Origin of the sequence: Ideonella sp., from assembly GCF_035254525.1 — a bacterium.
In the GTDB taxonomy this organism is placed as follows: domain Bacteria; phylum Pseudomonadota; class Gammaproteobacteria; order Burkholderiales; family Burkholderiaceae_C; genus Ideonella.
In genome coordinates this window covers 24312-48083 of sequence record NZ_DATFAN010000213.1, presented here as the reverse complement: position 1 = coordinate 48083, position 23772 = coordinate 24312, and the positions used below count along the sequence as shown (strand labels likewise).

The 23772-nt window shown below is 66.6% G+C and carries 15 protein-coding genes and 5 tRNA genes; 2 read left to right on the top strand and 18 right to left on the bottom strand.

Annotated elements, in window-relative coordinates:
- Positions 1–2 precede the first annotated feature (2 nt).
- The 7 genes from lpdA to VJ693_RS24670 form a co-directional block, all read right to left on the bottom strand.
- Positions 3–1430: a dihydrolipoyl dehydrogenase gene (gene lpdA / locus VJ693_RS24700; protein ID WP_324158677.1), complete on the bottom strand. Its 1428-nt coding sequence runs from the start codon at positions 1428–1430 to the stop codon at positions 3–5.
- An 8-nt stretch (positions 1431–1438) separates the two neighbouring features.
- Positions 1439–2707 (bottom strand): 2-oxoglutarate dehydrogenase complex dihydrolipoyllysine-residue succinyltransferase, encoded by a 1269-nt coding sequence (gene odhB, locus VJ693_RS24695; RefSeq protein WP_324158676.1) that lies wholly within the window; start codon positions 2705–2707, stop codon positions 1439–1441.
- 68 nt (positions 2708–2775) lie between these two features.
- Entirely contained in the window at positions 2776–5634 is a 2859-nt protein-coding gene (locus VJ693_RS24690) for a 2-oxoglutarate dehydrogenase E1 component (RefSeq protein WP_324158674.1), read from the bottom strand.
- 272 nt (positions 5635–5906) lie between these two features.
- The gene (locus tag VJ693_RS24685; RefSeq protein WP_324158672.1) at positions 5907–6857 is read right to left on the bottom strand and encodes a nitronate monooxygenase family protein; all 951 of its coding nucleotides are present in this window, start codon (positions 6855–6857) and stop codon (positions 5907–5909) included.
- Positions 6857–8647 carry an acyl-CoA dehydrogenase gene (locus tag VJ693_RS24680; RefSeq protein ID WP_324158670.1) on the bottom strand — a complete coding sequence of 597 codons (1791 nt, stop codon included), beginning with the start codon at positions 8645–8647 and terminating at the stop codon, positions 6857–6859. Before VJ693_RS24680 ends, VJ693_RS24685 begins: the two co-directional genes overlap by 1 nt.
- A 93-nt stretch (positions 8648–8740) precedes the next feature.
- Entirely contained in the window at positions 8741–9670 is a 930-nt protein-coding gene (locus VJ693_RS24675; RefSeq protein ID WP_324158668.1) for an electron transfer flavoprotein subunit alpha/FixB family protein, read from the bottom strand.
- Between the two features lie 2 nt (positions 9671–9672).
- Positions 9673–10422, bottom strand: a complete 750-nt coding sequence (locus VJ693_RS24670; RefSeq protein ID WP_324158666.1) for an electron transfer flavoprotein subunit beta/FixA family protein — start codon at positions 10420–10422, stop codon at positions 9673–9675.
- 303 nt (positions 10423–10725) lie between these two features.
- Between VJ693_RS24670 and murI the strand changes: the two genes are divergently transcribed.
- On the top strand, positions 10726–11556 hold the full coding sequence (murI, locus tag VJ693_RS24665) for a glutamate racemase (protein WP_324158816.1): 831 nt from the start codon (positions 10726–10728) through the stop codon (positions 11554–11556).
- Positions 11557–11582: 26 nt separating this feature from the next.
- On the opposite strand, the gene VJ693_RS24660 is transcribed toward murI, so the two are convergent.
- From VJ693_RS24660 to VJ693_RS24610, 11 genes are all read right to left on the bottom strand, one after another.
- A tRNA-Leu gene (locus tag VJ693_RS24660) sits at positions 11583–11671 on the bottom strand.
- A gap of 87 nt (positions 11672–11758) precedes the next feature.
- Positions 11759–11834 (bottom strand) — tRNA-Gly (locus VJ693_RS24655).
- Between the two features lie 17 nt (positions 11835–11851).
- Positions 11852–11925 (bottom strand) — tRNA-Cys (locus tag VJ693_RS24650).
- 89 nt (positions 11926–12014) lie between these two features.
- Positions 12015–12090: transfer RNA gene (locus tag VJ693_RS24645), tRNA-Gly, on the bottom strand.
- A 130-nt stretch (positions 12091–12220) separates the two neighbouring features.
- Entirely contained in the window at positions 12221–14659 is a 2439-nt protein-coding gene (lon, locus tag VJ693_RS24640) for an endopeptidase La (RefSeq protein WP_324158664.1), read from the bottom strand.
- Between the two features lie 113 nt (positions 14660–14772).
- Positions 14773–16041, bottom strand: coding sequence for an ATP-dependent Clp protease ATP-binding subunit ClpX (clpX, locus tag VJ693_RS24635; protein ID WP_324158663.1), 1269 nt, complete (start codon positions 16039–16041; stop codon positions 14773–14775).
- A 75-nt stretch (positions 16042–16116) separates the two neighbouring features.
- Positions 16117–16725, bottom strand: coding sequence for an ATP-dependent Clp endopeptidase proteolytic subunit ClpP (gene clpP / locus VJ693_RS24630; RefSeq protein WP_324158661.1), 609 nt, complete (start codon positions 16723–16725; stop codon positions 16117–16119).
- 128 nt (positions 16726–16853) lie between these two features.
- Positions 16854–18161 (bottom strand): trigger factor, encoded by a 1308-nt coding sequence (gene tig / locus VJ693_RS24625; RefSeq protein WP_324158659.1) that lies wholly within the window; start codon positions 18159–18161, stop codon positions 16854–16856.
- Between the two features lie 31 nt (positions 18162–18192).
- Positions 18193–18279 (bottom strand) — tRNA-Leu (locus tag VJ693_RS24620).
- Positions 18280–18459: 180 nt separating this feature from the next.
- On the bottom strand, positions 18460–21570 hold the full coding sequence (locus tag VJ693_RS24615; protein ID WP_324158657.1) for an efflux RND transporter permease subunit: 3111 nt from the start codon (positions 21568–21570) through the stop codon (positions 18460–18462).
- 37 nt (positions 21571–21607) lie between these two features.
- Positions 21608–22753, bottom strand: coding sequence for an efflux RND transporter periplasmic adaptor subunit (locus tag VJ693_RS24610; protein ID WP_324158656.1), 1146 nt, complete (start codon positions 22751–22753; stop codon positions 21608–21610).
- A 161-nt stretch (positions 22754–22914) separates the two neighbouring features.
- Here VJ693_RS24610 and hpnC point away from each other — a divergent pair, with 161 nt between their 5' ends.
- Entirely contained in the window at positions 22915–23751 is an 837-nt protein-coding gene (hpnC, locus tag VJ693_RS24605) for a squalene synthase HpnC (protein WP_324158655.1), read from the top strand.
- The last annotated feature ends 21 nt before the right edge of the window (positions 23752–23772 follow it).

Below are 23772 nucleotides of genomic sequence, written 5' to 3'. Positions count from 1 at the left end.
CCTCAGAAGTTCAGGGTGCGCTTGTCGACCGCCAGCGCCGCTTCCTTGGTCGATTCGGACAAGGACGGGTGGGCGTGGCAGATGCGGGCGATGTCTTCCGACGAGGCCTTGAACTCCATCGCCACCACCGCTTCCGAGATCAGCTCGGAGGCATACGGCCCGATGATGTGCACGCCCAGGATCTCGTCGGTCTTCGCATCGGCCAGCATCTTGACGAAGCCGGTCGTGTCACCCAGCGCCCGCGCGCGCCCGTTGGCCAGGAACGGGAACTGGCCGGCCTTGTAGGCACGGCCCTCGGCCTTGAGCTGCTGTTCGGTCTGGCCGACCCAGGCGATCTCGGGGCTGGTGTAGATCACGTACGGGATGGTGTTGAAGTTGACGTGCCCGTGCTGGCCGGCGATGCGTTCGGCGACCGCCACGCCTTCTTCCTCGGCCTTGTGCGCGAGCATCGGGCCGCGCACCACGTCACCCACCGCCCAGACACCCGGCAGATTGGTCCGGCATTCGCCGTCGACGACGATCGCGCCGCGCTCGTCCAGCTTCAGGCCCACGGCCTCGGCGTTCAGGCCGACCGTGTTCGGCACGCGGCCGATCGAGACGATCAGGCGGTCGCAGGCCAGCGCATGCTCGGCGCCCTTGGCGTCGGCGTACTTCACCGTGACACCGCCCTTGCCCTTCTCGACGGCACTGATCTTCACCCCGAGCTCGATCGCCAGGCCCTGCTTCTTGAAGACCTTGGCGGCTTCCTTGGCCACACTCTCGTCGGCAACCCCCAGGAAGGCCGGCAGCGCTTCCAGGATGGTGACCTCGGCGCCCAGGCGGCGCCAGACCGAGCCCATCTCCAGGCCGATGACGCCGGAGCCGACGACACCCAGCTTCTTCGGCACGGCCGGGATGCGCAGCGCGCCGTCGTTCGACAGGATCAAATCCTCGTCGAACGCGACGCCAGGCAGCGCGCGCGGGTTCGAGCCGGTGGCGACGATGACCTGCTTGGCAAACAGCGTTTCCTCTGCCGCCCCGGCGACCTTGACCTCGTAGCCGCCGTCCTTCGCCGCCACGAACGAGCCGCGGCCGTGGAAGAAGCTGACCTTGTTCTTCTTGAACAAGTACAGGATGCCGTCGTTGTTCTGCTTCACGACGGCGTCCTTGCGACCGACCATCTTGGCCACGTCGATCTTCAGGTCGGCCAGCGTGATGCCGTGGTCGCCGAAGTGGTGGCCGGCATGCTCGAAGTGCTCGCTCGACTGCAGCAACGCCTTCGACGGGATGCAGCCGACGTTGGTGCAGGTGCCGCCGGGCGCCGGGCCGCCGGCCGTGTTCTTCCACTCGTCGATGCAGGCGGTGTTGAAGCCGAGCTGCGCCGCGCGAATCGCAGCGATGTAGCCCCCCGGGCCGCCGCCGATGACGATGACGTCGAAATTCTTGCTCATATGTCGTTTCAGATGTCGAACAGCAGGCGCGCGGGGTCTTCGAGCGCTTCCTTCATCGCCACCAGGCCCAGCACGGCTTCGCGACCGTCGATGATGCGGTGGTCGTAGCTCATCGCCAGGTAGTTCATCGGGCGAACGACGACCTGGCCGTTCTCGACCACGGCGCGGTCCTTGGTGGCGTGCACGCCGAGGATGGCCGACTGCGGCGGGTTGATGATCGGCGTCGACAGCATCGAGCCGAAGGTGCCGCCGTTGCTGATCGAGAACGTGCCGCCGGTCAGCTCCTCGATGCCCAGCTTGCCGTCCTTGGCCTTCTGGCCGAACTCGGCGATCTTCTTCTCGATCTCGGCGAAGGTCATCTGATCGGCGTTGCGGACGATCGGCACCACCAGGCCGCGCGGCGAGCCCACCGCGATGCCGATGTCGAAGTAGCCGTGGTAGACGATGTCGTTGCCATCGACCGAGGCATTGATGACCGGGAACTTCTTCAGCGCGTGCACGGCGGCCTTGACGAAGAAGCTCATGAAGCCGAGCTTGACGCCGTGTTCCTTCTCGAAGCGGTCCTGGAACTTCTTGCGCATCTCCATCACCGGGGCCATGTTGACCTCGTTGAAGGTGGTGAGGATGGCGTTCGTGGCCTGAGACTGCAGCAGGCGCTCCGCGACGCGAGCGCGCAGGCGCGACATCGGCACGCGCTGCTCGGGGCGGTCGCCCAGGCTCGGTGCGACAGGCACGCTGACGGCGGGCAGCGGCTTGGCCACAGCGGCGGCCGGCGGCGCAGGCGGCGGCGGTGCGGCAGGCTTGGTGCCGGCAGCGAGCGCACCCAGCACGTCACCCTTGGTGACGCGGCCGTCCTTGCCGGTGCCGGCCACCGAGCCGGCGGCCAGCGCGTTGTCGGCCATCAGCTTGGCCGCGGCGGGCATCGCGACGTCCGACTTGGCGCCTGCGCTGACGGCTGCAGCAGCCGACGGCGGGCTCGGCGGCGGCGGCGCCACCACGGCCGGCGCGGGGGCAGCAGCGGCGGCACTGACCTTGCCGTCGGTGTCGATCTGCGCGATGACCTGGTCGCTGACCACCGTGCCACCGTCGCCGACCACGTGAGCGGCCAGCACGCCGGCGGCCGGCGCCGGCACCTCGAGCACGACCTTGTCGGTCTCGATCTCGATCAGGATCTCATCCATCGCCACGGCTTCGCCGGGCTTCTTCTTCCACTGCAGCAGCGTGGCCTCGGCCACCGATTCGGAGAGCTGCGGAACCTTGACTTCTACGATTGCCATGATGTGACTCTTGTGCGTGTGCAGGCACGCGCCACGGGTTCACCGCGGCGCGCGCGCTTGTTCGATGCTTACTTCGAGAGGACGAAGCCCTTGAGCTTGCCGTAGGCCTGGTCCAGCAGCGCCTTCTGCTGGTCCTGGTGCAGGTGGGCGTAGCCCACCGCCGGCGAAGCCGACGCCGGGCGGCCGGCGTAGCCGAGCTTCTGGCCGTCGAGCATGTTCTCGTGGATGTAATGCTGCACGAAGAACCAGGCGCCCTGGTTCTGCGGCTCATCCTGGCACCACACGATCTCGGTTGCGTTGGCGAACTTCTTGATCTCCGCAGCGAAGGCCTTGTGCGGGAACGGATAGAGCTGCTCGACGCGGATGATCGCCACGTCGCTCGCCTTCTTGTCCTCGCGCTTCTTGACCAGGTCGTAGTAGACCTTGCCCGAGCAGGCGATGATGCGCTTGACCTTGGCCGGGTCGATATCGGTGTTCTGCTCGGTGATCACCGTGCGGAACTCACCCTTGGTGAACTCGGACAACGGCGAGGTCGCGTCCTTGTTCCGCAACAGCGACTTCGGCGTCATGATGACCAGCGGCTTGCGGAACATGCGCACCATCTGCCGGCGCAGCAGGTGGAAGATCTGGCTCGCCGTGGTGGGCTGCACGACCTGCATGTTGTTGTCGGCAGCCAGTTGCATGAAGCGCTCGAGGCGTGCCGACGAGTGCTCGGGACCCTGGCCTTCGTAGCCGTGCGGCAGCATCATCGCCAGGCCGTTCGCGCGGCCCCACTTGACCTCGCCCGAGGCGATGAACTGGTCGATCACGACCTGGGCACCGTTGACGAAGTCGCCGAACTGGGCTTCCCAGATGATCAGCGTGTTCGGGTCGGCCGAGGCGTAGCCGTACTCGAAGCCGAGCACCGCCTCTTCCGACAGGATCGAATCGATGACGACGAACGGCGCCTGGTTCTCGGCCACGTTCTGCAACGGCACGTAGGTGCCGATGTCCCACTTCTCGCGGTTCTGGTCGTGCAGCACGGCATGGCGGTGCACGAAGGTGCCGCGGCCGCAATCCTCGCCCGACAGGCGCACCGGGTAGCCCGAAGCCACCAGCGACGCGAAGGCCAGGTGTTCGCCCATGCCCCAGTCGACGTTGACCTCGCCGCGGCCCATCGCGGCGCGGTCGGCGATGACCTTCTCGACCAGCGGATGGGCCTTGAAGTTCGCGGGAATGGTGGTGATGCGCTCGGCCAGGCGCTTGATCTCGGCCAGCGGCAGCGCGGTGTCGGCCGCGTCGGTCCACTTCTTGCCGAGGAAGGGTTGCCAGTCGACCGCGTACTTGCTCTTGAAGTTGGTCAGCACCGGGTCGTAGTGGTGCTTGCCCGCGTCCATCGCCGCGCGGAAGGTCTTCACCATCTCATCCGGCGCACCTTCCGTCAGCACGCCCTGCGCGACCAGCTTGTCGCCATACAACTTGCGCGTGCCCGGGTGCTGGCCGATCTTCTTGTACATCAGCGGCTGGGTCAGCGCCGGCGTGTCCTGCTCGTTGTGGCCCAGCTTGCGGAAGCAGATGATGTCGACGACGACATCCTTGTTGAACTGCTGGCGGTAGTCGAGCGCGAGCTGGGTGCACCAGACGACGGCGTCCGGGTCGTCGCCGTTCACGTGCAGCACCGGCGCCTCGATCATCTTGACGACGTCCGAGCAGTACAGCGTCGAGCGCGTGTCGCGCGGGTCGCTGGTGGTGAAGCCGATCTGGTTGTTGATGACGATGTGCAGCGTGCCGCCGGTGTAGTAACCACGGGTCTGCGCCAGCGCCAGCGTCTCCATCACGACACCCTGGCCGGCGAAGGCGGCGTCGCCGTGCACCAGCACCGGCAGCACCTGCGCGCCTTCCTTGTCGCCACGACGGTCCATGCGGGCCTTGACCGAACCCTCGACGACCGGATTCACGATCTCCAGGTGCGAGGGGTTGAAGGCCAGGCTGAGGTGGACCGGGCCACCGGCGGTGGAGATATCGCTCGAGAAGCCCTGGTGGTACTTCACGTCACCGGCCGGCAGCTCTTCCGGCGCAGTGTGGTCGAACTCGCTGAACAGGTCCTTCGGCGCCTTGCCGAGGGTGTTGACGAGCACGTTCAGGCGGCCCCGGTGGGCCATGCCGATGACGATCTCCTGCACGCCCTTCTCGCCACCGCGTTGGACGACTTCGTCCATCGAGGCGATGAAGCTCTCGCCGCCTTCGAGCGAGAAGCGCTTCTGGCCGACGTACTTGGTGTGCAGGAAGCGCTCCAGTCCCTCGGCGGCGGTGAGCCGATCGAGGATGTGGCGGCGCTTCTCGGCGGTGAAGGTCGGCTTGCTGCGCGCACTTTCCAGGCGCTCCTGCCACCAACGCTTCTCGGTCGGGTCGGTGCAGTGCATGAATTCGGCGCCAATCGAGCCGCAGTAGGTCTCGCGCAGCGCCTGCATGATCTCCCGCAGCGTCATGTTCTCGGCGCGCGAGAAATAGGTGTTCGCGGCGCTGAACGTGATGTCCATGTCGGACTCGCTCAGGTCGTAGAACGCCGGCTCCAGCTCGGGAATCTTCGGGCGCTCGGTGCGCTTGAGCGGGTCGAGATCGGCCCAGCGCGAGCCGAGGAAGCGATAGGCCGCGATCAACGACTGCACGTGCACCTGCTTGCGGGCCACGGCCAAGTCGGCCGAGCTGGCCTTGACGGCGAACGCATTCGACTTCGCGCGCTGCGCGAAGGATTCGATCACGGGGGCGTGCGCGACGTCGCGGCTGTCGGAGCCGTCGGTCGCGGGCACGTTCTGCAGCGCGTCGAAGTACGCGCGCCAGTTCTCCGGGACGGCGCCCGGGTTGTCGAGGTACGCCTCGTACATCTCTTCGACGTACGGCGCATTGCCGCCGAACAGGTACGAGTTCGACCTGTATTGCTGCATCATCTTTCGCTCACCTTTCGCTCCGGTTTCCAGAGCTCCGATGGGTTGATCAACCTTCCGCGGCCCGGCTCGACCGGTTGGCGGACTAGCGACCCGCCTTGCTGTTTGTCTCTCAGAAACCAGCAAGGGGACACAGAAGGACCTACGTTTTCACGGCAGGCACTGTATCACTGACGCGCCCTTGTTCTCCGTGCGCGGTATTACGCATGACGAAACCCACCACTTTCCTGACAAGGTCGTGGCGGGCACACAAGAAGTTGGACGGCCGGGCAGGATCAGGCGGCCACGCGGGCACGCGCAGCGGCGTACTCTCGTGCCAGGCGGGCGACGAGCTGGCCGGCCGGTTGCACCTGCTTGATCGCGCCGATGCCCTGCCCGCAGCCCCAGATGTCCTTCCAGGCCTTCTTCGCGTCGCCGCCGAAGTTCATCTTCGAGGGGTCGCTTTCGGGCAGGTTGTCCGGGTCCAGCCCCGCGGCGCGGATCGACGGCTTCAAGTAGTTTCCGTGCACGCCGGTGAACAGGTTCGAGTAGACGATGTCGTCGCTGGAGCCGGCGACGATGGCCTCCTTGTAGGCGTCGATCGCCCGCGCCTCCTCGGTGGCGATGAAGGCCGAGCCAATGTAGGCGAAGTCGGCCCCCATCGCCCGTGCCGCCAGCACGCCGCCGCCGGTGGCCATGGCACCGGACAGCGCAAGCGGGCCGTCGAACCACTCGCGAATCTCCTGGATCAGCGCGAACGGGCTCTTGACGCCCGCATGGCCGCCGGCGCCGGCGGCCACCGCGATCAGGCCATCAGCGCCCTTCTCGATCGCCTTCCTTGCGAAGGTGTTGTTGATCACGTCGTGCAGCACCACGCCACCCCATGCGTGCACCGCGTCGTTCACGTCGGTGCGGGCACCCAGCGAGGTGATGATGATCGGCACCTTGTACTTGGCGCAGACCTGCAGGTCATGCTCGAGCCGCTCGTTGCTCTTGTGCACGATCTGGTTGATCGCGAACGGTGCAGCCGGCTTGTCCGGGTTCGCCTTGTTGTAGGCGGCCAGCGTCTCGGTGATCTCGGCGAGCCACTCGTCGAGCAACTCGGCCGGCCGCGCGTTCAGCGCCGGCATCGAGCCGACGACGCCGGCCTTGCATTGCTCGATCACGAGCTTCGGGTTGGAGATGATGAACAGCGGCGCGCCGATGATAGGCAGCGGCAGGTTCGCGAGGATGGCGGGCATCGTCATCAGTAGGCCTCCAGAGCCATGTCGGTGATGCTGGCGGCGCCGTCGACGATGCTGTCGCGCAGGCCGGGCACCTTGGAAAGAATGTGGTCGCCATAGAAGCGCGCGGTGGCGATCTTGGCCTTCATGAACTCGATGTCCTCGCCAGCGGCGAGCCGATCCTCAGCGGCCAGCAACGCCCGGGCCATCTGCCAGCCGGCCACCAGGTTGCCGGCGAGCATCAGGTAGTTGACGCTGCCGGCGAAGACCGCGTTCGGGTTGCTTCTGGAGCCGGCGACAACGAAATCGACCACGTCGAGGAAGGCTTGCCGCGCCGGGGCCAGTCGCTTGGCCAGTGCCTTGGCGGCCTCGCTGTTGCGGGCCGCCAGGGCCATCTCGGTGCTTTCGACCTGGGCGGCAATGGCCTTGGCAGTGCGGCCGCCGTCGCGGGCGGTCTTGCGGCCGACGAGGTCGTTGGCCTGGATCGCCGTGGTGCCCTCGTAGATTGTCAGGATCTTGGCGTCGCGCATGTGCTGCGCCGCACCGGTTTCTTCGATGAAGCCCATGCCGCCGTGGACCTGCACGCCCAGCGACGTGACCTCGAGGCTCATCTCGGTCGAGTAGCCCTTGATCAGCGGAACCAGGAACTCGTAGACGGCCTGGTTCTGCTGGCGCGTCGCAGCGTCGGGGTGGTGATGTGCGGCGTCATAGGCCGCCGCGCCGACCAGGGCCATCGCGCGGCAGCCTTCGGTGTAGGCGCGCATCGTCATCAGCATGCGGCGCACGTCGGGGTGGTGGATGATCGGCGCCGCGGTGTTCATCGAGCCGTCGACCGGCCGCGACTGCACCCGCTCGCGGGCATACGCGACCGCGCGCTGGTAGGCGCGGTCGGCCACCGCCAGCCCCTGCACGCCGACGCCGAAGCGCGCGGCGTTCATCATCACGAACATGTATTCGAGGCCGCGGTTCTCCTCGCCGACGACGTAGCCGATCGCACCGCCGTTGTCGCCATACTGCAGCACGGCCGTCGGGCTGGCCTTGATGCCCATCTTGTGTTCGATGCTCACGCAATGCACGTCGTTGCGCGCGCCTGGCGAGCCGTCTGCGTTCAGGAGGAACTTGGGCACGATGAACAGCGAGATGCCCTTCACGCCCTCAGGTGCGCCCACCACGCGCGCCAGCACGAGGTGGACGATGTTCTCGGCCATGTCGTGCTCACCCCAGGTGATGAAAATCTTCGTGCCGAAGATCTTGTAGCTGCCGTCGGGTTGCGGCTCGGCGCGGGTGCGCACCATCGACAGGTCCGAGCCGGCTTGCGGCTCGGTGAGGTTCATCGTGCCGGTCCAGGTGCCGTCGATGAGCTTCGGCAGGTAGGTGGCCTTCTGCTCGTCGGAGCCGGCAGTCAGCATCGCCTCGATCGCGCCGTCGGTCAGCAGCGGGCACAGCGCGAAGCTGAGGTTGGCGGCATTCACCATCTCCTGGCAGGCCGCGTGAATCAGCTTGGGCAAGCCCTGTCCGCCGAACTCGACCGGGTGATGCAAGCCCTGCCAGCCTCCCTCGGTGTACTGCTGGAACGCCGCCTTGAAGCCGGGCGTCGCCTGGACCTTGCCGTCGCTGAACGACGAGGGGTTCACGTCGCCGTCCACGTTCAACGGCGCGACCACGCCCTCGTTGAGTTTGGCGCATTCTTCGAGCACGGCCTGGGCCGTCTCGTAGCCGGCATCTTCGAAACCGGGCAACTGGGCCACAGCGTCGATGCCGGCAAGCTCCTTCATCGCGAACAGCATGTCCTTGACGGGCGCGCGGTAGGTCACTTTGTCGTCTCCTGCAGTCGTGAAAAGGGCGCCACGCGGGCGCCCTTCGATTCGTCGCAGCGCGCGGCAGCCGCCACGCGCGGGGCACGCGGATCAGAGGGCGCTGATCAGCTCGGGCACGGCGGTGAACAGGTCCGCCTCCAGGCCGTAGTCGGCCACGCTGAAGATCGGGGCTTCCGGGTCCTTGTTGATCGCGACGATCACCTTGGAGTCCTTCATGCCGGCCAGATGCTGGATCGCGCCCGAGATGCCGCAGGCGATGTACAGCTGCGGCGCGACGATCTTGCCGGTCTGCCCGACCTGCCAGTCGTTGGGCGCGTAGCCCGCGTCCACCGCGGCGCGGCTGGCGCCGAGCGCGGCCCCCAGCTTGTCGGCCAGCGGCGTCAGCACCTCGTTGAACTTCTCGCTCGAGCCCATCGCGCGGCCACCCGAGACGATGATCTTGGCGGCGGTGAGCTCGGGCCGGTCGCTCTTGGTGACCTCGCGGCCAATGAAGCTCGTCTTGCCGTTGCCGGCGACCGCGGCCACCGTCTCGATTGCGGCCGAGCCGCCGGTGCCGGCCGCATCGAAGCCGGTGGTGCGCACGGTGATGACCTTGACCGCATCGGCGCTTTGCACCGTGGCGATGGCGTTGCCGGCGTAGATCGGGCGCTCGAAGGTGTCGGCGCTGATGACCTTGCTGATTTCGCTGACCTGCGCGACATCCATCTTGGCGGCCACGCGCGGCGCGACGTTCTTGCCGTGCGCCGTGGCGGCGAACAGGATGTGGGTGTAACCCGATGCGATGGCCAGCACCTGTGCGGCCACGTCTTCGGCGAGTTGCTCGGCCAGGCGCGCGTCGTCGGCATGCAGCACCTTGGCCACGCCGGCGATCTGCGCCGCCGCCTGGGCCGCGCCGCTGGCGTTCGCGCCAGCGACCAGCACATGCACATCGCCGCCGCACTGGGCGGCGGCCGTGACGGTATTGAGCGTGGCGCCCTTCAAGGTGCCGTGTTCGTGTTCAGCAATGACGAGGACGCTCATGTTCAGATCACCTTCGCTTCGTTCTTCAGCTTCGCCACCAGCGTGGCCACATCCGGCACCTTCACGCCCGCGCCGCGCTTGGGCGGCTCGGAAACCTTGAGGGTCTTCAGCCGCGGCGTCACGTCCACGCCGAGGTCGGCCGGCTTGAACACCTCGAGCGGCTTCTTCTTGGCCTTCATGATGTTGGGCAGCGTCACGTAGCGCGGCTCGTTCAGGCGCAGGTCGGTCGTCACCACCGCCGGCAGAGCGAGCTTGAGCGTCTCGAGGCCGCCATCGACCTCACGCGTGACCGAGGCAGCGCCATCGGCGATCTCGACCTTCGAGGCGAAGGTGGCTTGCGGCAGGTCGGCCAGCGCGGCCAGCATCTGGCCGGTCTGGTTGCAGTCGTCGTCGATCGCCTGCTTGCCCAGGATCACCAGGCCCGGCTGCTCCTTGTCGACCAGCGCCTTGAGCAACTTGGCCACGGCCAGCGGCTGCAATTCAGCATCGGTCTCGACGAGGATGGCACGGTCGGCGCCGATGGCCATCGCCGTGCGCAGCGTCTCCTGGCACTGGGTGACGCCGCAGGAGACGGCGATCACTTCGGTGACGGCCCCTTTTTCCTTCAGGCGAACGGCCTCTTCGACAGCGATCTCGTCGAAGGGGTTCATGCTCATCTTCACGTTGGCGATGTCCACCCCCGTGCCGTCTGACTTCACGCGAACTTTCACGTTGTAGTCGACGACGCGCTTGACGGCTACCAATACCTTCATCTCGCGTTGCTCCTGGCTGATGATTGGGCTGAATTGACGTTTACGTAAACTGCGTGATTCTAGTGGTTGCCCCGATGCCGGACGGGGTCGGGCCGGCACCGTGCCCAACACCATGCGCGGGTAACGCGGCAAGAAGGATAGAACGAACGGTCGTGCTATTTTAGGTGCGTGCGACCAGAAACACCAGTCCTTCTGGCGAGACTGGCGTGCAGTGACGACGTGCCGCCGATCCGATGCCCACCCCGCGCAGGCGCGCCGGTTAGACTGCCCGCCGTCATGTCCCCATTCGCCTTGTCATCGTCTGTGCCCGCTGGGACCGACTCGGGCGTGACGACCCAGGTGCCTCCCGCGCCGATCGGGATCTTCGACTCCGGGGTCGGGGGCCTGTCAGTGCTGCGCGCATTGCACGGGCGGCTGCCGACTGCGTCACTCCTGTACGTCGCCGACTCGGCTCACGCGCCGTATGGCGACCGCGATGCAGCCCACGTGCGCCAGCGCACCGAGCGGGTCGTCGATCATCTTGTCGACCAGGGCGCACGATTGATCGTCATCGCCTGCAACACGGCGACCGCCTGGGCCATCGATGCGATGCGCGCGCGACACCCCGAGGTCGCTTTCGTTGGCGTCGAGCCGGGCGTCAAGCCCGCCGCGCTGCTGAGCCCAACGCAGCGCTTCGCCGTGATGGCCACGCCCGCCACGCTGGCGAGCGTGCGCTATGCGGATCTCGTGGCGCGCCACGCGCCAGGCTGCTTCGTTCACCCCGTGCCTTGCGCCGGCTTGGCCGCCGCGATCGAGCAAGGTGACGCCGGTGTCGCCGAGGTCGATCGGCTGCTGGACAACTACTGCGCGCCGCTGCCCGGCCTGGCCATCGACACCGTGGTCCTCGGATGCACCCACTACCCCTTCGTCATGGATCGCATCGCCATGCGGCTCGGCCCCGGCATCCACTTGTTGGACACCGCCGACGCCGTCGCACGACGGGTGGTGGAATTGCTTGCGCAGGAGGGCCCGCACCCTGCACTCGCGGCCGAAGCCCCGCTGCGGCTGCAGTCCACGGGCGCACCCGACGTCTTGTCGCGCATGGCGATGGCGGGCTTGGGGCGTGCCATGCATGTCGACACCGTCTTGCTGTGAAACGCCGAGGCCGCTGAATCTGTGGCTGGTGCCCGGAGCGGGGGTCGAACCCGCACGGACCTTTCGGCCCTGCGGATTTTAAGTCCGCTGCGTCTGCCTGTTTCGCCATCCGGGCGGCCGGCGGATTATGGGCCGAGCCCACTTCGCACCTCTCCCGCCATGAAAAAAGGGAAGCTGCAACGCAGCTTCCCTTCGACATGCTTGGAGCGGGAAACGAGGCTCGAACTCGCGACCTCAACCTTGGCAAGGTTGCGCTCTACCAACTGAGCTATTCCCGCGCAGGATCCAACAGGTCTGGAGGCGCGGCCCGGAGTCGAACCGGGCTAGACGGATTTGCAATCCGTTGCATAACCGCTTTGCTACCGCGCCCACGCATTCCACTGCTGGCCGTTCCCACCGATCGCCATGCCAGCGCTGCGACAAAAAAGGGAAGCTGGTCGGCTTCCCTTCGAGGCATCTGGAGCGGGAAACGAGGCTCGAACTCGCGACCTCAACCTTGGCAAGGTTGCGCTCTACCAACTGAGCTATTCCCGCATGGCTCCTGACGGAACACGCTCCCTGACAACGCGCTTGGTGTCGCTCGCTGAAGATTCACTTTTCAGTGCACCCCCAGCGCGTCAGGGAAGCTCGCATTATAGGAGGATTTTTCGCCTCCCCGCAAGCCTCAATGAGGCAATGTGTCGGATGCCGTTGCGGGCACACCCTTTCCAGCTTCCGCCGCCTTGGGCGCGCCCTCGGCGGCCGGTACCGCTTCCTCGTCGGGCAGCGGCTTGGGCATCGATTCGAGCGCGACCTCGAGCACCTTGTCGATCCAGCGCACCGGAACGATCTCGAGGTTGCTCTTGACGTTGTCCGGGATGTCCTGAAGATCCTTCACGTTCTCTTCAGGAATCATCACGAGCTTGATCCCGCCACGGTGAGCCGCGAGGAGCTTCTCCTTCAGGCCGCCGATCGCCGTGACCTCGCCGCGCAGCGTGATCTCGCCGGTCATCGCCACGTGCGCCTTGACCGGGATGCCGGTCAAGGCCGAGACGAAGGCCGTCGTCATGGCGGCACCGGCGCTCGGGCCGTCCTTGGGCGTCGCCCCGTCGGGCACGTGGATGTGCACGTCGCGCTTCTCGAACAACTCGTCCTTGATGCCCAGGCGCCGGGCGCGGCTGCGCACCACCGTGCGCGCAGCCTCGACCGATTCCTTCATCACATCGCCGAGCTGGCCGGTGCGGATGATGTTGCCCTTGCCTGGCATCGCCGTGGCTTCGATCGTCAGCAGGTCGCCACCGACTTCCGTCCACGCCAGACCGACGACCTGGCCGACTTGGTTGCTCTTCTCGGCGCGCCCGTAGTCGTACTTGCGCACCCCCAGGAATTCGTTGAGGTTCTCGTCGGTGACGACCACCTTGTCGGTGTAGGTCTTGAGCTGAACGCCCTTGACCACCTTGCGGCAGATCTTCGAGATCTCGCGCTCGAGCGAACGCACACCGGCCTCGCGGGTGTAGTAACGGATGATTCCGCGGATGGCGGCCTCGGTGACCTCCATCTCGTCGTCCTTCACGCCGTTGTTCTTGGCCTGCTTCGGCAACAGGTAGCGCTGCGCGATATTGAGCTTCTCGTCCTCGGTGTAGCCCGACAGGCGAATCACTTCCATCCGGTCCAGCAGGGCCGGCGGAATGTTCATCGAGTTCGAGGTCGCCACGAACATCACGTCGCTCAGGTCGAAGTCGACCTCGATGTAATGGTCGCTGAAAGTGTGGTTCTGCTCGGGGTCGAGCACTTCGAGCAAGGCCGACGAGGGGTCGCCACGGAAATCCATGCCCAGCTTGTCGATCTCGTCGAGCAGGAACAGCGGATTGCGCGTGCCGACCTTGGACAGGCTTTGCAGCACCTTGCCCGGCATCGAGCCGATATAGGTGCGGCGGTGTCCACGGATCTCGGCCTCGTCGCGCACGCCGCCCAGCGCCATGCGGACGAACTTGCGCCCGGTGGCGCGCGCCACGGACTGGCCGAGCGAGGTCTTGCCCACGCCCGGGGGCCCCACGAGGCACAGGATCGGCGCCTTGACCTTGTCGACGCGCTGCTGCACCGCGAGATACTCGAGGATGCGGTCCTTGACCTTCTCGAGGCCATAGTGGTCTTCGTTCAACACGTCCTCGGCCAACGCCAGGTCGTGCTTGATCTTGGTCTTCTTGGACCACGGCAAGCCGATCAGCGTGTCCAGGTAGTTGCGCACCACCGTGGCTTCGGCCGACATCGGGGACATCAGCTTGAGCTTCTTCAGCTCGGCGTCGGCCTTCTTGCGCGCATCCTTGGGCATGCGCGCGGCCTTGATCTTCTTCTCCAGCTCTTCGAGGTCGGCGCCTTCTTCGCCGTCGCCCAGTTCCTTCTGGATGGCCTTGACCTGCTCGTTCAGGTAGTACTCGCGCTGGCTCTTCTCCATCTGCCGCTTGACACGGCCACGGATGCGCTTTTCGACCTGGAGGATGTCGACCTCGTGCTCGAGCTGCTCCAGCAGCTTCTCCAGCCGCTTGGCGACGTCGAACAGGTCCAGCACCGATTGCTTGGCTTCGAGCTTGAGCGGCAGGTGGGCAGCGATCGTGTCGGCCAGGCGGCCCGGATCGTCGATCCCGGCGATCGAGGTCAGGATCTCCGGCGGGATCTTCTTGTTGAGCTTGACGTACTGGTCGAACTGCTGCGTCACCGCGCGGCGCAGCGCCTCGACCTCAGGCGAGGCCTCGCCGCCCGGCTCGATCGGCAGCACTTCGGAGATGAAGTGCTCGCCGTTGTCGGTGATCGACTGGGTCGACGCGCGCTGCACGCCCTCGACCAGCACCTTCACCGTGCCATCGGGCAGCTTCAGCATCTGCAGGATGCTGGAAACGCAGCCGACCTCGAACATGTCGTCCGGGCGCGGTTCGTCCTTGCCGGCCGCCTTCTGCGCCACCAGCATGATCTGCCGGCCGGCTTCCATCGCTGCCTCGAGCGCCTTGATCGATTTGGGCCGCCCGACGAACAGCGGGATCACCATGTGGGGAAAGACCACCACATCGCGCAGCGGCAGCAGCGGCAGCGTGATCGGCTCGGCGGGAAGAATCGGATGTCCTGACATGGGGATGCCTCACTTTCTCGAGCCCACATGGGGCCCGAGCGGTCGATTGCAAGGAGGGGCCGGGCTCATCAGGTTAGCCGGCTGCGGGAAGATCAAAGCCCGAAATAGCCGGGTCAGGCGCTCGCCTTGGCCTGTTCCCGATAGACCAGCAGGGGCTTGCCGCCTTCTTCGATGATGTGTTCGTCGACCACCACCTTGGCCACGCCGTCCAGCGTGGGCAGGTCGAACATCGTGTCGATCAGCGACTGCTCCATGATGGACCTCAAGCCGCGCGCGCCGGTCTTGCGGGCCAAGGCCTTGCGGGCGATCGCTGCCAGCGCCGACGGCCGGATCTCGAGCTCGACGCCGTCCATCGAGAACAGCTTCTGGTACTGTTTGAGCAGCGCGTTCTTCGGCTCGACGAGGATCTGAACCAGCGCCTCCTCGGTCAACTCGCCCAGCGTCGCGACGACCGGCAGCCGCCCGACCAGCTCGGGAATCAGCCCGAAGCGGACCAGATCTTCCGGCTCGGCGTGGCGGAAGACTTCCGAGACGCGCTTTTCCGACTTGCTGTGCACCGTGGCCCCGAAACCGATGCCGGACTTTTCAGTGCGGTTCTGGATGACCTTTTCCAGCCCGTCGAAGGCGCCACCACAGATGAACAGGATGTTGGTCGTGTCGATCTGCAGGAAATCCTGATTGGGGTGCTTGCGCCCGCCCTGGGGCGGCACGCTGGCCATCGTGCCCTCGACCAGCTTCAGCAGCGCCTGCTGGACGCCCTCGCCCGACACGTCGCGCGTGATGCTGGGGTTGTCCGCCTTGCGCGAGATCTTGTCGATCTCGTCGATGTAGACGATGCCGCGCTGCGCCCGCTCGACGTCGTAGTTGCAGTTCTGCAGCAGCTTCTGGATGATGTTCTCGACGTCCTCGCCGACGTAGCCGGCTTCGGTCAGCGTCGTTGCATCGGCGATCACGAACGGCACGTTCAGCAGGCGAGCCAAGGTCTGCGCCAGCAGTGTCTTGCCGGAGCCGGTCGGGCCGATCAGCAGGATGTTGCTCTTGGCGAGCTCGACATCGTCCTTGCTGGCACCCAGGTGCTTCAGGCGCTTGTAGTGGTTGTAAACCGCCACGGCCAGCGTGCGCTTGGCGGTCTCCTGCCCGATCACGTACTGATCGAGGCTGGACTTGATCTCGCTGGGCACCGGCAGATCGGACTTCGCTGCCTTGGCCGACGGGCCTTCGGCCGGCACTTCGTCACGGATGATGTCGTTGCAGAGCTCGATGCACTCGTCGCAAATGAACACCGACGGCCCGGCAATGAGCTTCTTGACCTCGTGCTGACTCTTCCCGCAGAAAGAGCAGTAGAGGACCTTTTCGCCGGAGGCGCCTTTCTTGTCGGGCATGGCTCAATGATAAAACAACCGCCGGCGAGCCAGCGAAGGCGGCGGCCCGAGGGCCGCCGGGGAATATGAATGCGCTCAGACGCGCTTTTCAAGCACCTGGTCGATCAAACCGTACGCTTTGGACTCGTCCGCACTCATGTAGTAGTCGCGCTCGGTATCGGCCTGGATCTTGTCCAGCGGCTGGCCGGTGCGCTCGGCCAGGATGCGGTTCAGCTGCTCGCGGGTTTTCAGGATCTCGCGAGCGTGGATTTCGATGTCGGTCGCCTGCCCCTGCGCGCCCCCCAGCGGCTGGTGGATCATGATCTTGCTGTTCGGCAGCGCAAAGCGCTTGCCCTTGGCCCCGGCCGCCAGCAGGAAGGCGCCCATGCTCGCCGCCATGCCGATGCACAGGGTGGACACGTCCGGCTTGATGAACTGCATCGTGTCGAAGATCGACAGGCCCGCGCTGACGCTGCCGCCCGGCGAGTTGATGTAGAACGAAATGTCCTTGTCCGGGTTCTCGCTTTCCAGGAACAGCAACTGCGCCACCACCAGGTTGGCACTCTGGTCATTGACCGGGCCGACGAGGAAAACGATGCGCTCGCGCAGGAGCCGCGAGTAGATGTCGTACGCGCGCTCGCCGCGGCCCGACTGCTCGATCACCATCGGGACCAGGCCCAGGGCTTGTGTGTCCAGTGCGCTCATGCGGTTTGCCTCGTGCAATTCGTTGGTCAAGGGTAGGTATTTATGCATTATGTCGCCGCCGTCAAGGGGGGCGATCGGGCGAAAAAAAGCCCGGCCGGGGCCGGGCGCTTCTCGGGCGGCCGTGGGGCTCAGGCCGTCATCAGCTCATCGAACGGCAGCGCCTTGTCGATGACCTTGGCCTTGCCGAGCACGAAGTCGGTGACGTTGTTCTCGATGACCACCGCCTCGACCTCGGACATGCGCTGGCGATCCGACAGGTACCAGCGCACCACCTCGGCCGGCTTCTCGTAGCTCTGGGCCATCTCCTCGATGTGAGCCTGCAACTGCTCGGGCTTGGCTTGCAGGTTGTTCTGGCGCACCAGCTCCGACACCACCAGGCCCAGACGCACGCGGCGCTCGGCCTGCGGGGTGAAGATCTCGGCCGGGATCGGCGCCGTGTCCGCGTCCTTCACGCCGCGCTGCTTCAGGTCGGCACGGGCCCCGTCGGTCAGGCGGCCGACTTCGGCCTCGACGAGCGCCTTGGGCAGGTCGAGCTCGGCGCTCTTGACCAGCGCGTCCATCACCGCCGACTTGTTGCGGGCCAGCACGCGGAACTTGACCTCGCGCTCGAGGTTCTTCTTCACGTCGGCGCGCAGCGCCTCGACCGTGCCACCGGCGATACCCAGGGACTTGGCAAACGCCTCGTCGACGGTGGGCAGATGCTGGGCCTCGACCTTCTTCATCGTGACCATGAAATCGGCTTCCTTGCCGGCCACGTCCTTGCCGTGGTAATCGGCCGGGAACTGCAGCGGGAAGGTCTTCGATTCGCCGACCTTCATGCCGCGAACGGCCTGGTCGAACTGCTCGAGCATCTGGCCCTCGCCGATCAGGAACTGGAAGCCTTCGGCCTTGCCGCCGGCGAAGGGCTCGCCGTCGATCTTGCCTTCGAAGTCGATCGTCACGCGGTCGCCGGCCTCGGCGCCTTCGGCGGCCGGGCGCTGGGCGAACGTGCGGCGCTGCTTGCGCAGGATCTCGACCGTCTTGTCGATCGCGGCCTCGTCGACTTCGGCCGACACGCGCTCGACTTCGGCCGTGCCCAGGTCACCGAGCTTGACCTCGGGGTAGACCTCGAACGTGGCGTCGAAGGCCATCTGGCCCTCGGGCGCGTCGTTCTTCTGCGTGATGTTGGGAACGCCGGCGACGCGCAGCTGGGCCTCGTTGGCGGCCTGGCTGAAGGCCTGGCCCAGCTTGTCGTTCATGACCTCGTACTGCACCGAATAGCCGTAGCGCTGGGCCACCACGGACATCGGCACCTTGCCGGGGCGGAACCCGTCGGCCTTGACGGTGCGGGCCAGCTTCTTCAGGCGGGATTCGACTTCCGAGTTGATCTCGGTGGCCGCCAGCGTCAGGGTGATGCGGCGTTCGAGCTTTTCGAGGGTTTCAACGTTGACTGCCATGGTGCGAACTCTGTTTGCGTTGCGTGTCTGCTGGTGCGCGGGGCCGGACTCGAACCGGCACGCCCGTGAAGGCGTCAGGACCTAAACCTGGTGCGTCTACCAATTTCGCCACCCGCGCGGGAAAAGCCCCGGGGCCGTTCTCAATCGACCCAGCCTTTGGAAATAGCTTGTGGTGCAGCCGCCCTGACGGCGCGGCAAACTGCTCCGCGCGCCCCAGGCCGCCCGCTACCCTAGCGAACCGGTAAACCGCGCATTGTATCGGGACCACGAGGTGCTTTTCGCACCCCGGGTGGTCCGATCAGGCGGGACGCCGCACCCGGAACCACGCCGCGTACATGGCCGGCAGCGCGAGCAGGGTGAGCACGGTCGCCACGATCAGCCCGCCCATGATGGCCACCGCCATCGGTCCCCAGAACAGGCTTCTGGACAGCGGGATCATGGCCAGCACCGCCGCGGCGGCCGTCAGCACGATGGGCCGGAAGCGCCGCACCGCCGATTCGACGATCGCGCTCCAGGCCGGCACGCCGCGCTCGCGATCCTGCTCGATCTGGTCGATCAGGATCACCGAGTTGCGCATGATCATGCCGGCCAGCGCGATGAAGCCCAGCAGCGCGACGAAGCCGAACGGCCGGTTCAACAGCAGCAGCGCGCCCGACACGCCCGCGATGCCCAGCGGCGCCGTGAGCACCACCAGCACGGCGCGCGAAAAGCTGTGCAGTTGAAGCATCAGCAGCGTGAACATGATGAACACCATCAGTGGCACGCCGGCGGCGATCGAACTCGTGCCTTTGGAACTTTCCGCCACCGCACCGGCGATTTCGATGTCCATGCCCTCGGGCATGCGCTCGCGCAGCTTCTGCATCTCGGGCCAGACCTGCGCGGTGACCGTCGCCCCCTGGATACCGTCGACCACGTCGCCCTGCACCGTCGCGGCATACTTGCGGCCCTCGCGCCAGAGCACGCCCGGCTCCCAGCCGAAGCCGATCTTCGCGATCTGGGTCAGCGGGATGCTCCGGCCGGTGGCGGTGGGGATGTAGGCATTGCCGAGGTCGGTGATGGCGTTGCGCTCGTCGGCCGGCTGGCGCAGCACGATGTCGATCAGGCGGTCGCCTTCGCGGAACTGCCCGATCGTGCTGCCCGACAGCATCACCCGCGAAGCCTGGGCGATCGATTGGCTGGTGACGCCCAGCGCACGCGCCTTGTCCTGGTCGATCTCGAGCCTGAGCGACTTCACGCGCTCGTTCCAGTTGTCGTTCACGCCGCGCATGCTCGGGTTGCGGCGCAGGATCTCCTTGGCCTCGTCGGCCCAGTGGCGCACGGTCTCCATGTCGGGGCCGACGACGCGGAACTGCACCGGGTACGGCACCGGCGGCCCGTTGGGCAGCAGCTTGATCCGCCCGCGCACCTCGGGGAACTCGTTGGCCAGGATCTCCGGCAACTTCACCCGCAGCGCCTCGCGCTCGGCCAGGCTCCTTGGCAGCAGGATGAACTGGCTGACGTTGGCCTGCGGAAAGATCTGGTCCAGCGGCAGGTAGAAGCGCGGCACGCCGCTGCCGACCCACGCCGTGACGCTTTCGATGCCGGGCTCGGTCGCGATGCGCTTCTCGAAGCGGCGGGCCACTTCATCGCTGGCCTGGATCGTCGAGCCCTCGGGCAGCCACAGGTCGACCAGCACCTCGGGCCGGCTTGAATCGGGGAAGAACTGCTGCTGCACCTTGCCCATGCCGACCAAGCCCAGCGCGAAGATCGCCAGCGTGGCGGCAATCGTCTTCCAGCGATGTTCGACGCACCAGTTCACCACCGCGCGGAAGCGGCTGTAGAACGGGGTGTCGAACAGCTCGTGCGACTCGCCTGCGTGCGTCTTCTTGGTCTTCAGCAGCCAGGCCCCCAGATAGGGCACGAAGTAGACCGACACGACCCACGAAATGACCAGCGCCGCCGATGTGACCGCGAAGATCGCGAACGTGTATTCGCCCACCGTCGATTTGGCCAGGCCGATCGGCAGGAAGCCGGCCGCGGTGATCAGCGTGCCGGTCAGCATCGGCATCGAGGTCACCTCGTAGGCGAAGGTCGCGGCGTGCGACTTGTCGTAGCCCTCTTCGAGCTTGCGCACCATCATCTCGACCGCGATGATCGCGTCGTCGACCAGCAAGCCCAGCGCGATGATCAGCGAGCCGAGCGAGATCTTGTGCAGGCCGACGCCCCAGTAGAACATCGTCACGAAGGTGATCGCCAGCACCAGCGGGATCGTGATGCCCACCACCAGGCCGGGCCACACGTCCACCCGCAGCGGGCGCATGTGCAGGCCCAGGCTGAGGAAGCTGACCGCCAGCACGATCACCACGGCCTCGATCAGCACGCCGATGAACTCGTTGACCGAGCGGGCCACCGCCTTCGGCTGATCCTGCACCTGCGACAGCTCGACGCCGATCGGCAGCTTGCCCTTGATCTCCGCCGTCTTGGCGCTGAGCGCCTTGCCGAGCTCGATGATGTCGCCACCCTTGGCCATCGAGACGCCCATCGCGACCACCGATTGGCCCTGGTGCCGCACCATCACCGACGGCGGGTCGACGTATTCGCGCCGGATGTCGGCGATGTCGCCGAGACGCAGCGAGCTGGCCTGCCCGGTCGACGGGTTCACCGCGCGGATCGGCAGCTGGCGCAGATCCTCCACCGAGATGAACGCACCGGCCACACGCACCTGCAGGTTCTGGCTGGCCGCGTTCAGCGTGCCGGCACCCTCGACGGCGTTCTGCGCGTTGAGCTGCGCGATCACCTGATTCATGTCCAGCCCGAGTTGGGCCAGGCGCTTTTGCGAGATCTCGACGAAGAGCTTCTCGGGTTGGACGCCGAAGAGCTCGACCTTGGCGACGTTGGGCACCCGCAGCAGCTGCGAGCGCACATCCTCGGCGTAGCGCCGCAATTCCTCGGTGGAGAAGCCGTCGGCGGACAACGCGTAGATCGAACCGTAGACGTCGCCGAACTCGTCGTTGAAGAAGGGGCCGATGACGCCGGCGGGCAGGCTGCTGCGCATGTCGCCCACCTTCTTGCGCACCTGGTACCAGACGTCGCCCACCTCTTTTGGCGGCGACGAGTCTTTCAACTGCAGGATGGTCAGCGACTCGCCGGGCTTGGTGTAGCTGCGGATGACGTCCGAGTGCGGCACCTCCTGCAGCGTGCGCTCGATCTTGTCGGTCACCTGCTCGGCCACCTGCTGGGCCGAGGCGCCGGGCCAGAAAACCTGGACCACCATAGCGCGGAAGGTGAACGGCGGGTCCTCGTCCTGGCCGAGCTGGAAGTAGGCGGCCAGGCCCAGCACCATCAGCACCACCATCAGGTAGCGGGTCAGTGGTGCATGCTCCAGCGCCCAGCGCGAAATGTTGAAACGCGAGCCGTGGGATTCGCTCATGGTCGTTCTCGTTCTTCGTCCTGCGGGCGATTCGGGTTCAGCGCGAAGCCAGGGATGCCGGGGCGGAAGCCGAGGCGGGAATCACGCGGCCGGCCGCAGCCTGTATTTCGACAAAGGGCTTGACCTTCTGGCCGGGAGTCAACACGTGCGTGCCGGCCACGACGACCTCGTCGCCCGGCTTGACGCCCTGGGCGATCACGACCGTGTTGCCGTCGGCCCCGGCCACCACCACCGGCTGGCTTCGAACCGCCATCGCATTGCGGTCGAGCAGCCAGACGATGGTCTGGCCTTTGGCTTCGGCCACCGCCGTGAGTGGCAGGCGGATCACGCCGGCCATGGCCTGGCCCGCAATCTTCACGTTGGCCGTCTGCCCAAGGCGCACCGGCGCATTGCCGACGTCGGCCTTGACGAGGAAGGTGCGGGTGACAGGGTCTGCCGCGGCCGCGACCTCACGCACGGTGGCCTTGGCCGGCTCCCCGCTGCCCCAGGGCACCAGCGTGACGCCGCCCGGCTGGCCGAGCAGTTGCCGCAGTGCACCCACGCGGTCCTCCGGCACCGAAAAGACCGCGTCCCGCGGACCGTCGTGCGCCAGGCGGACCACCGGCGTGCCGGCACCGACGACCTGCCCCGGTTCGGCCTCCACCGCCGTCACCACGCCTGCCGCGTCGGCCACCAGCGACGCATAGGCCGCCTGGTTGCCCTGCACGGTCGCCTGCGCCCGGGCTTGGTCGAGCTGGGCTCGGGCGGTCTTCATCGCGGTTTCGCGTCGCTCGAGTTCGGCGGCGCCGATGAAGCCTTGGTCACGCAGCTCCTTGAACCGCCTGTAGTCGGCGCTGGCCTGGTCGAGGTTCGTCTGGGCGGCGGCCAACGCGGCGCGGGCCGCCTCCTGCCCAAGGCGGAAGTCCTGCGCGTCGAGTTGCGCCAGCACCTGGCCAGCCTTCACCGAATCGCCCAGATTGACTGAACGGCTCTGCAGCTTGCCGCCCACGCGAAAGCCCAGGCGCGACTCGGTGCGGGCGCGAATCTCGGCAGCGTACTCGTGCGACGCCACGCTTTCGCTGCCGCTGACCGTGGTCGTGCGCACGGCGCGCACCGGCTCGGCGGGTGCTTCCTTCTTGGCGCAACCGGCCAGGCCAAACATCGACAGGCTCACGGCGGCGGCGACGAACAGGGGCTTGTTCATGGCAGGAACTCTTGGAAAGTACGGCCGCGGAGAATGCGCGGCCGGGGTGGAACAATACTGCTACTGACTGACCGGTCAGTAATATAGGTGCAACGTTGACAGGCGTCAATGCCCTTCGCGGTCGCGCGCCCGCCCGGCCGGGCGGGCACAATCCGCCCGCTGTGAGCGTCGAGCACTACGAAAACTTCCCGGTCGCGTCCTGGCTGTGCCCCGCGCCGCTGCGCCCGCCCATCACGGCGATCTACTGGTTCGCCCGTGTGGCCGACGACCTGGCCGACGAAGGCGCCGTGCCGCCGGCTCGGCGGCGGGCCGACCTCGCCGAGTACCGGGCTGAGCTTGCACGCATCGGCGCAGGCCAGGCACCGTCGCCCCGCTGGGCCGCGGTCTTTCAGCCGCTGGCGAGCGCCATTCGCGAGCACGATCTGCCCCTGAGCCTGCTCGACGACCTGCTCGACGCCTTCGTCCAGGACACGAGCAACCCGATCTACCCCGACCGCACCGCCTTGCTCGACTACTGCCGCCGCTCGGCCAACCCGATCGGCCGCCTGCTGCTGCATCTCTACGGCATCCGGGAGCCGGCGGCGCTGGCCCGCAGCGACGCCATCTGCAGCGCGCTGCAACTGATCAACTTCTGGCAGGACCTGAGCGTGGATTTGCCGCGCGGGCGGCACTATGTGCCGGCGGCCGACGCGGCGCGCCACGGACTGCAGGTCGAGTCACTGCGCGCAAAGCCGCCCTCGCCTGCCGAGCGCGCGCTCGTGCGCGAGTTGTGCGACTGGGCCGACGGCCTGATGCGCGAAGGCGCTCCACTGGCCCGTCAGGTGCCTGGACGCGCCGGATGGGAACTGCGCCTCGTGGTGCAGGGCGGGCTACGCATTCTTGAGAAAATCGCCGCCATGGACCACGCCACCTTCACCCAGCGCCCCGCCCTCACCCGATGGGACGCTCCCCGTCTCGTGTGGCGCGCCTGGCGCCAAACGCCGGGAGCAGCGTCTTGAGCGTGCCCGTCGCGCCTGGTA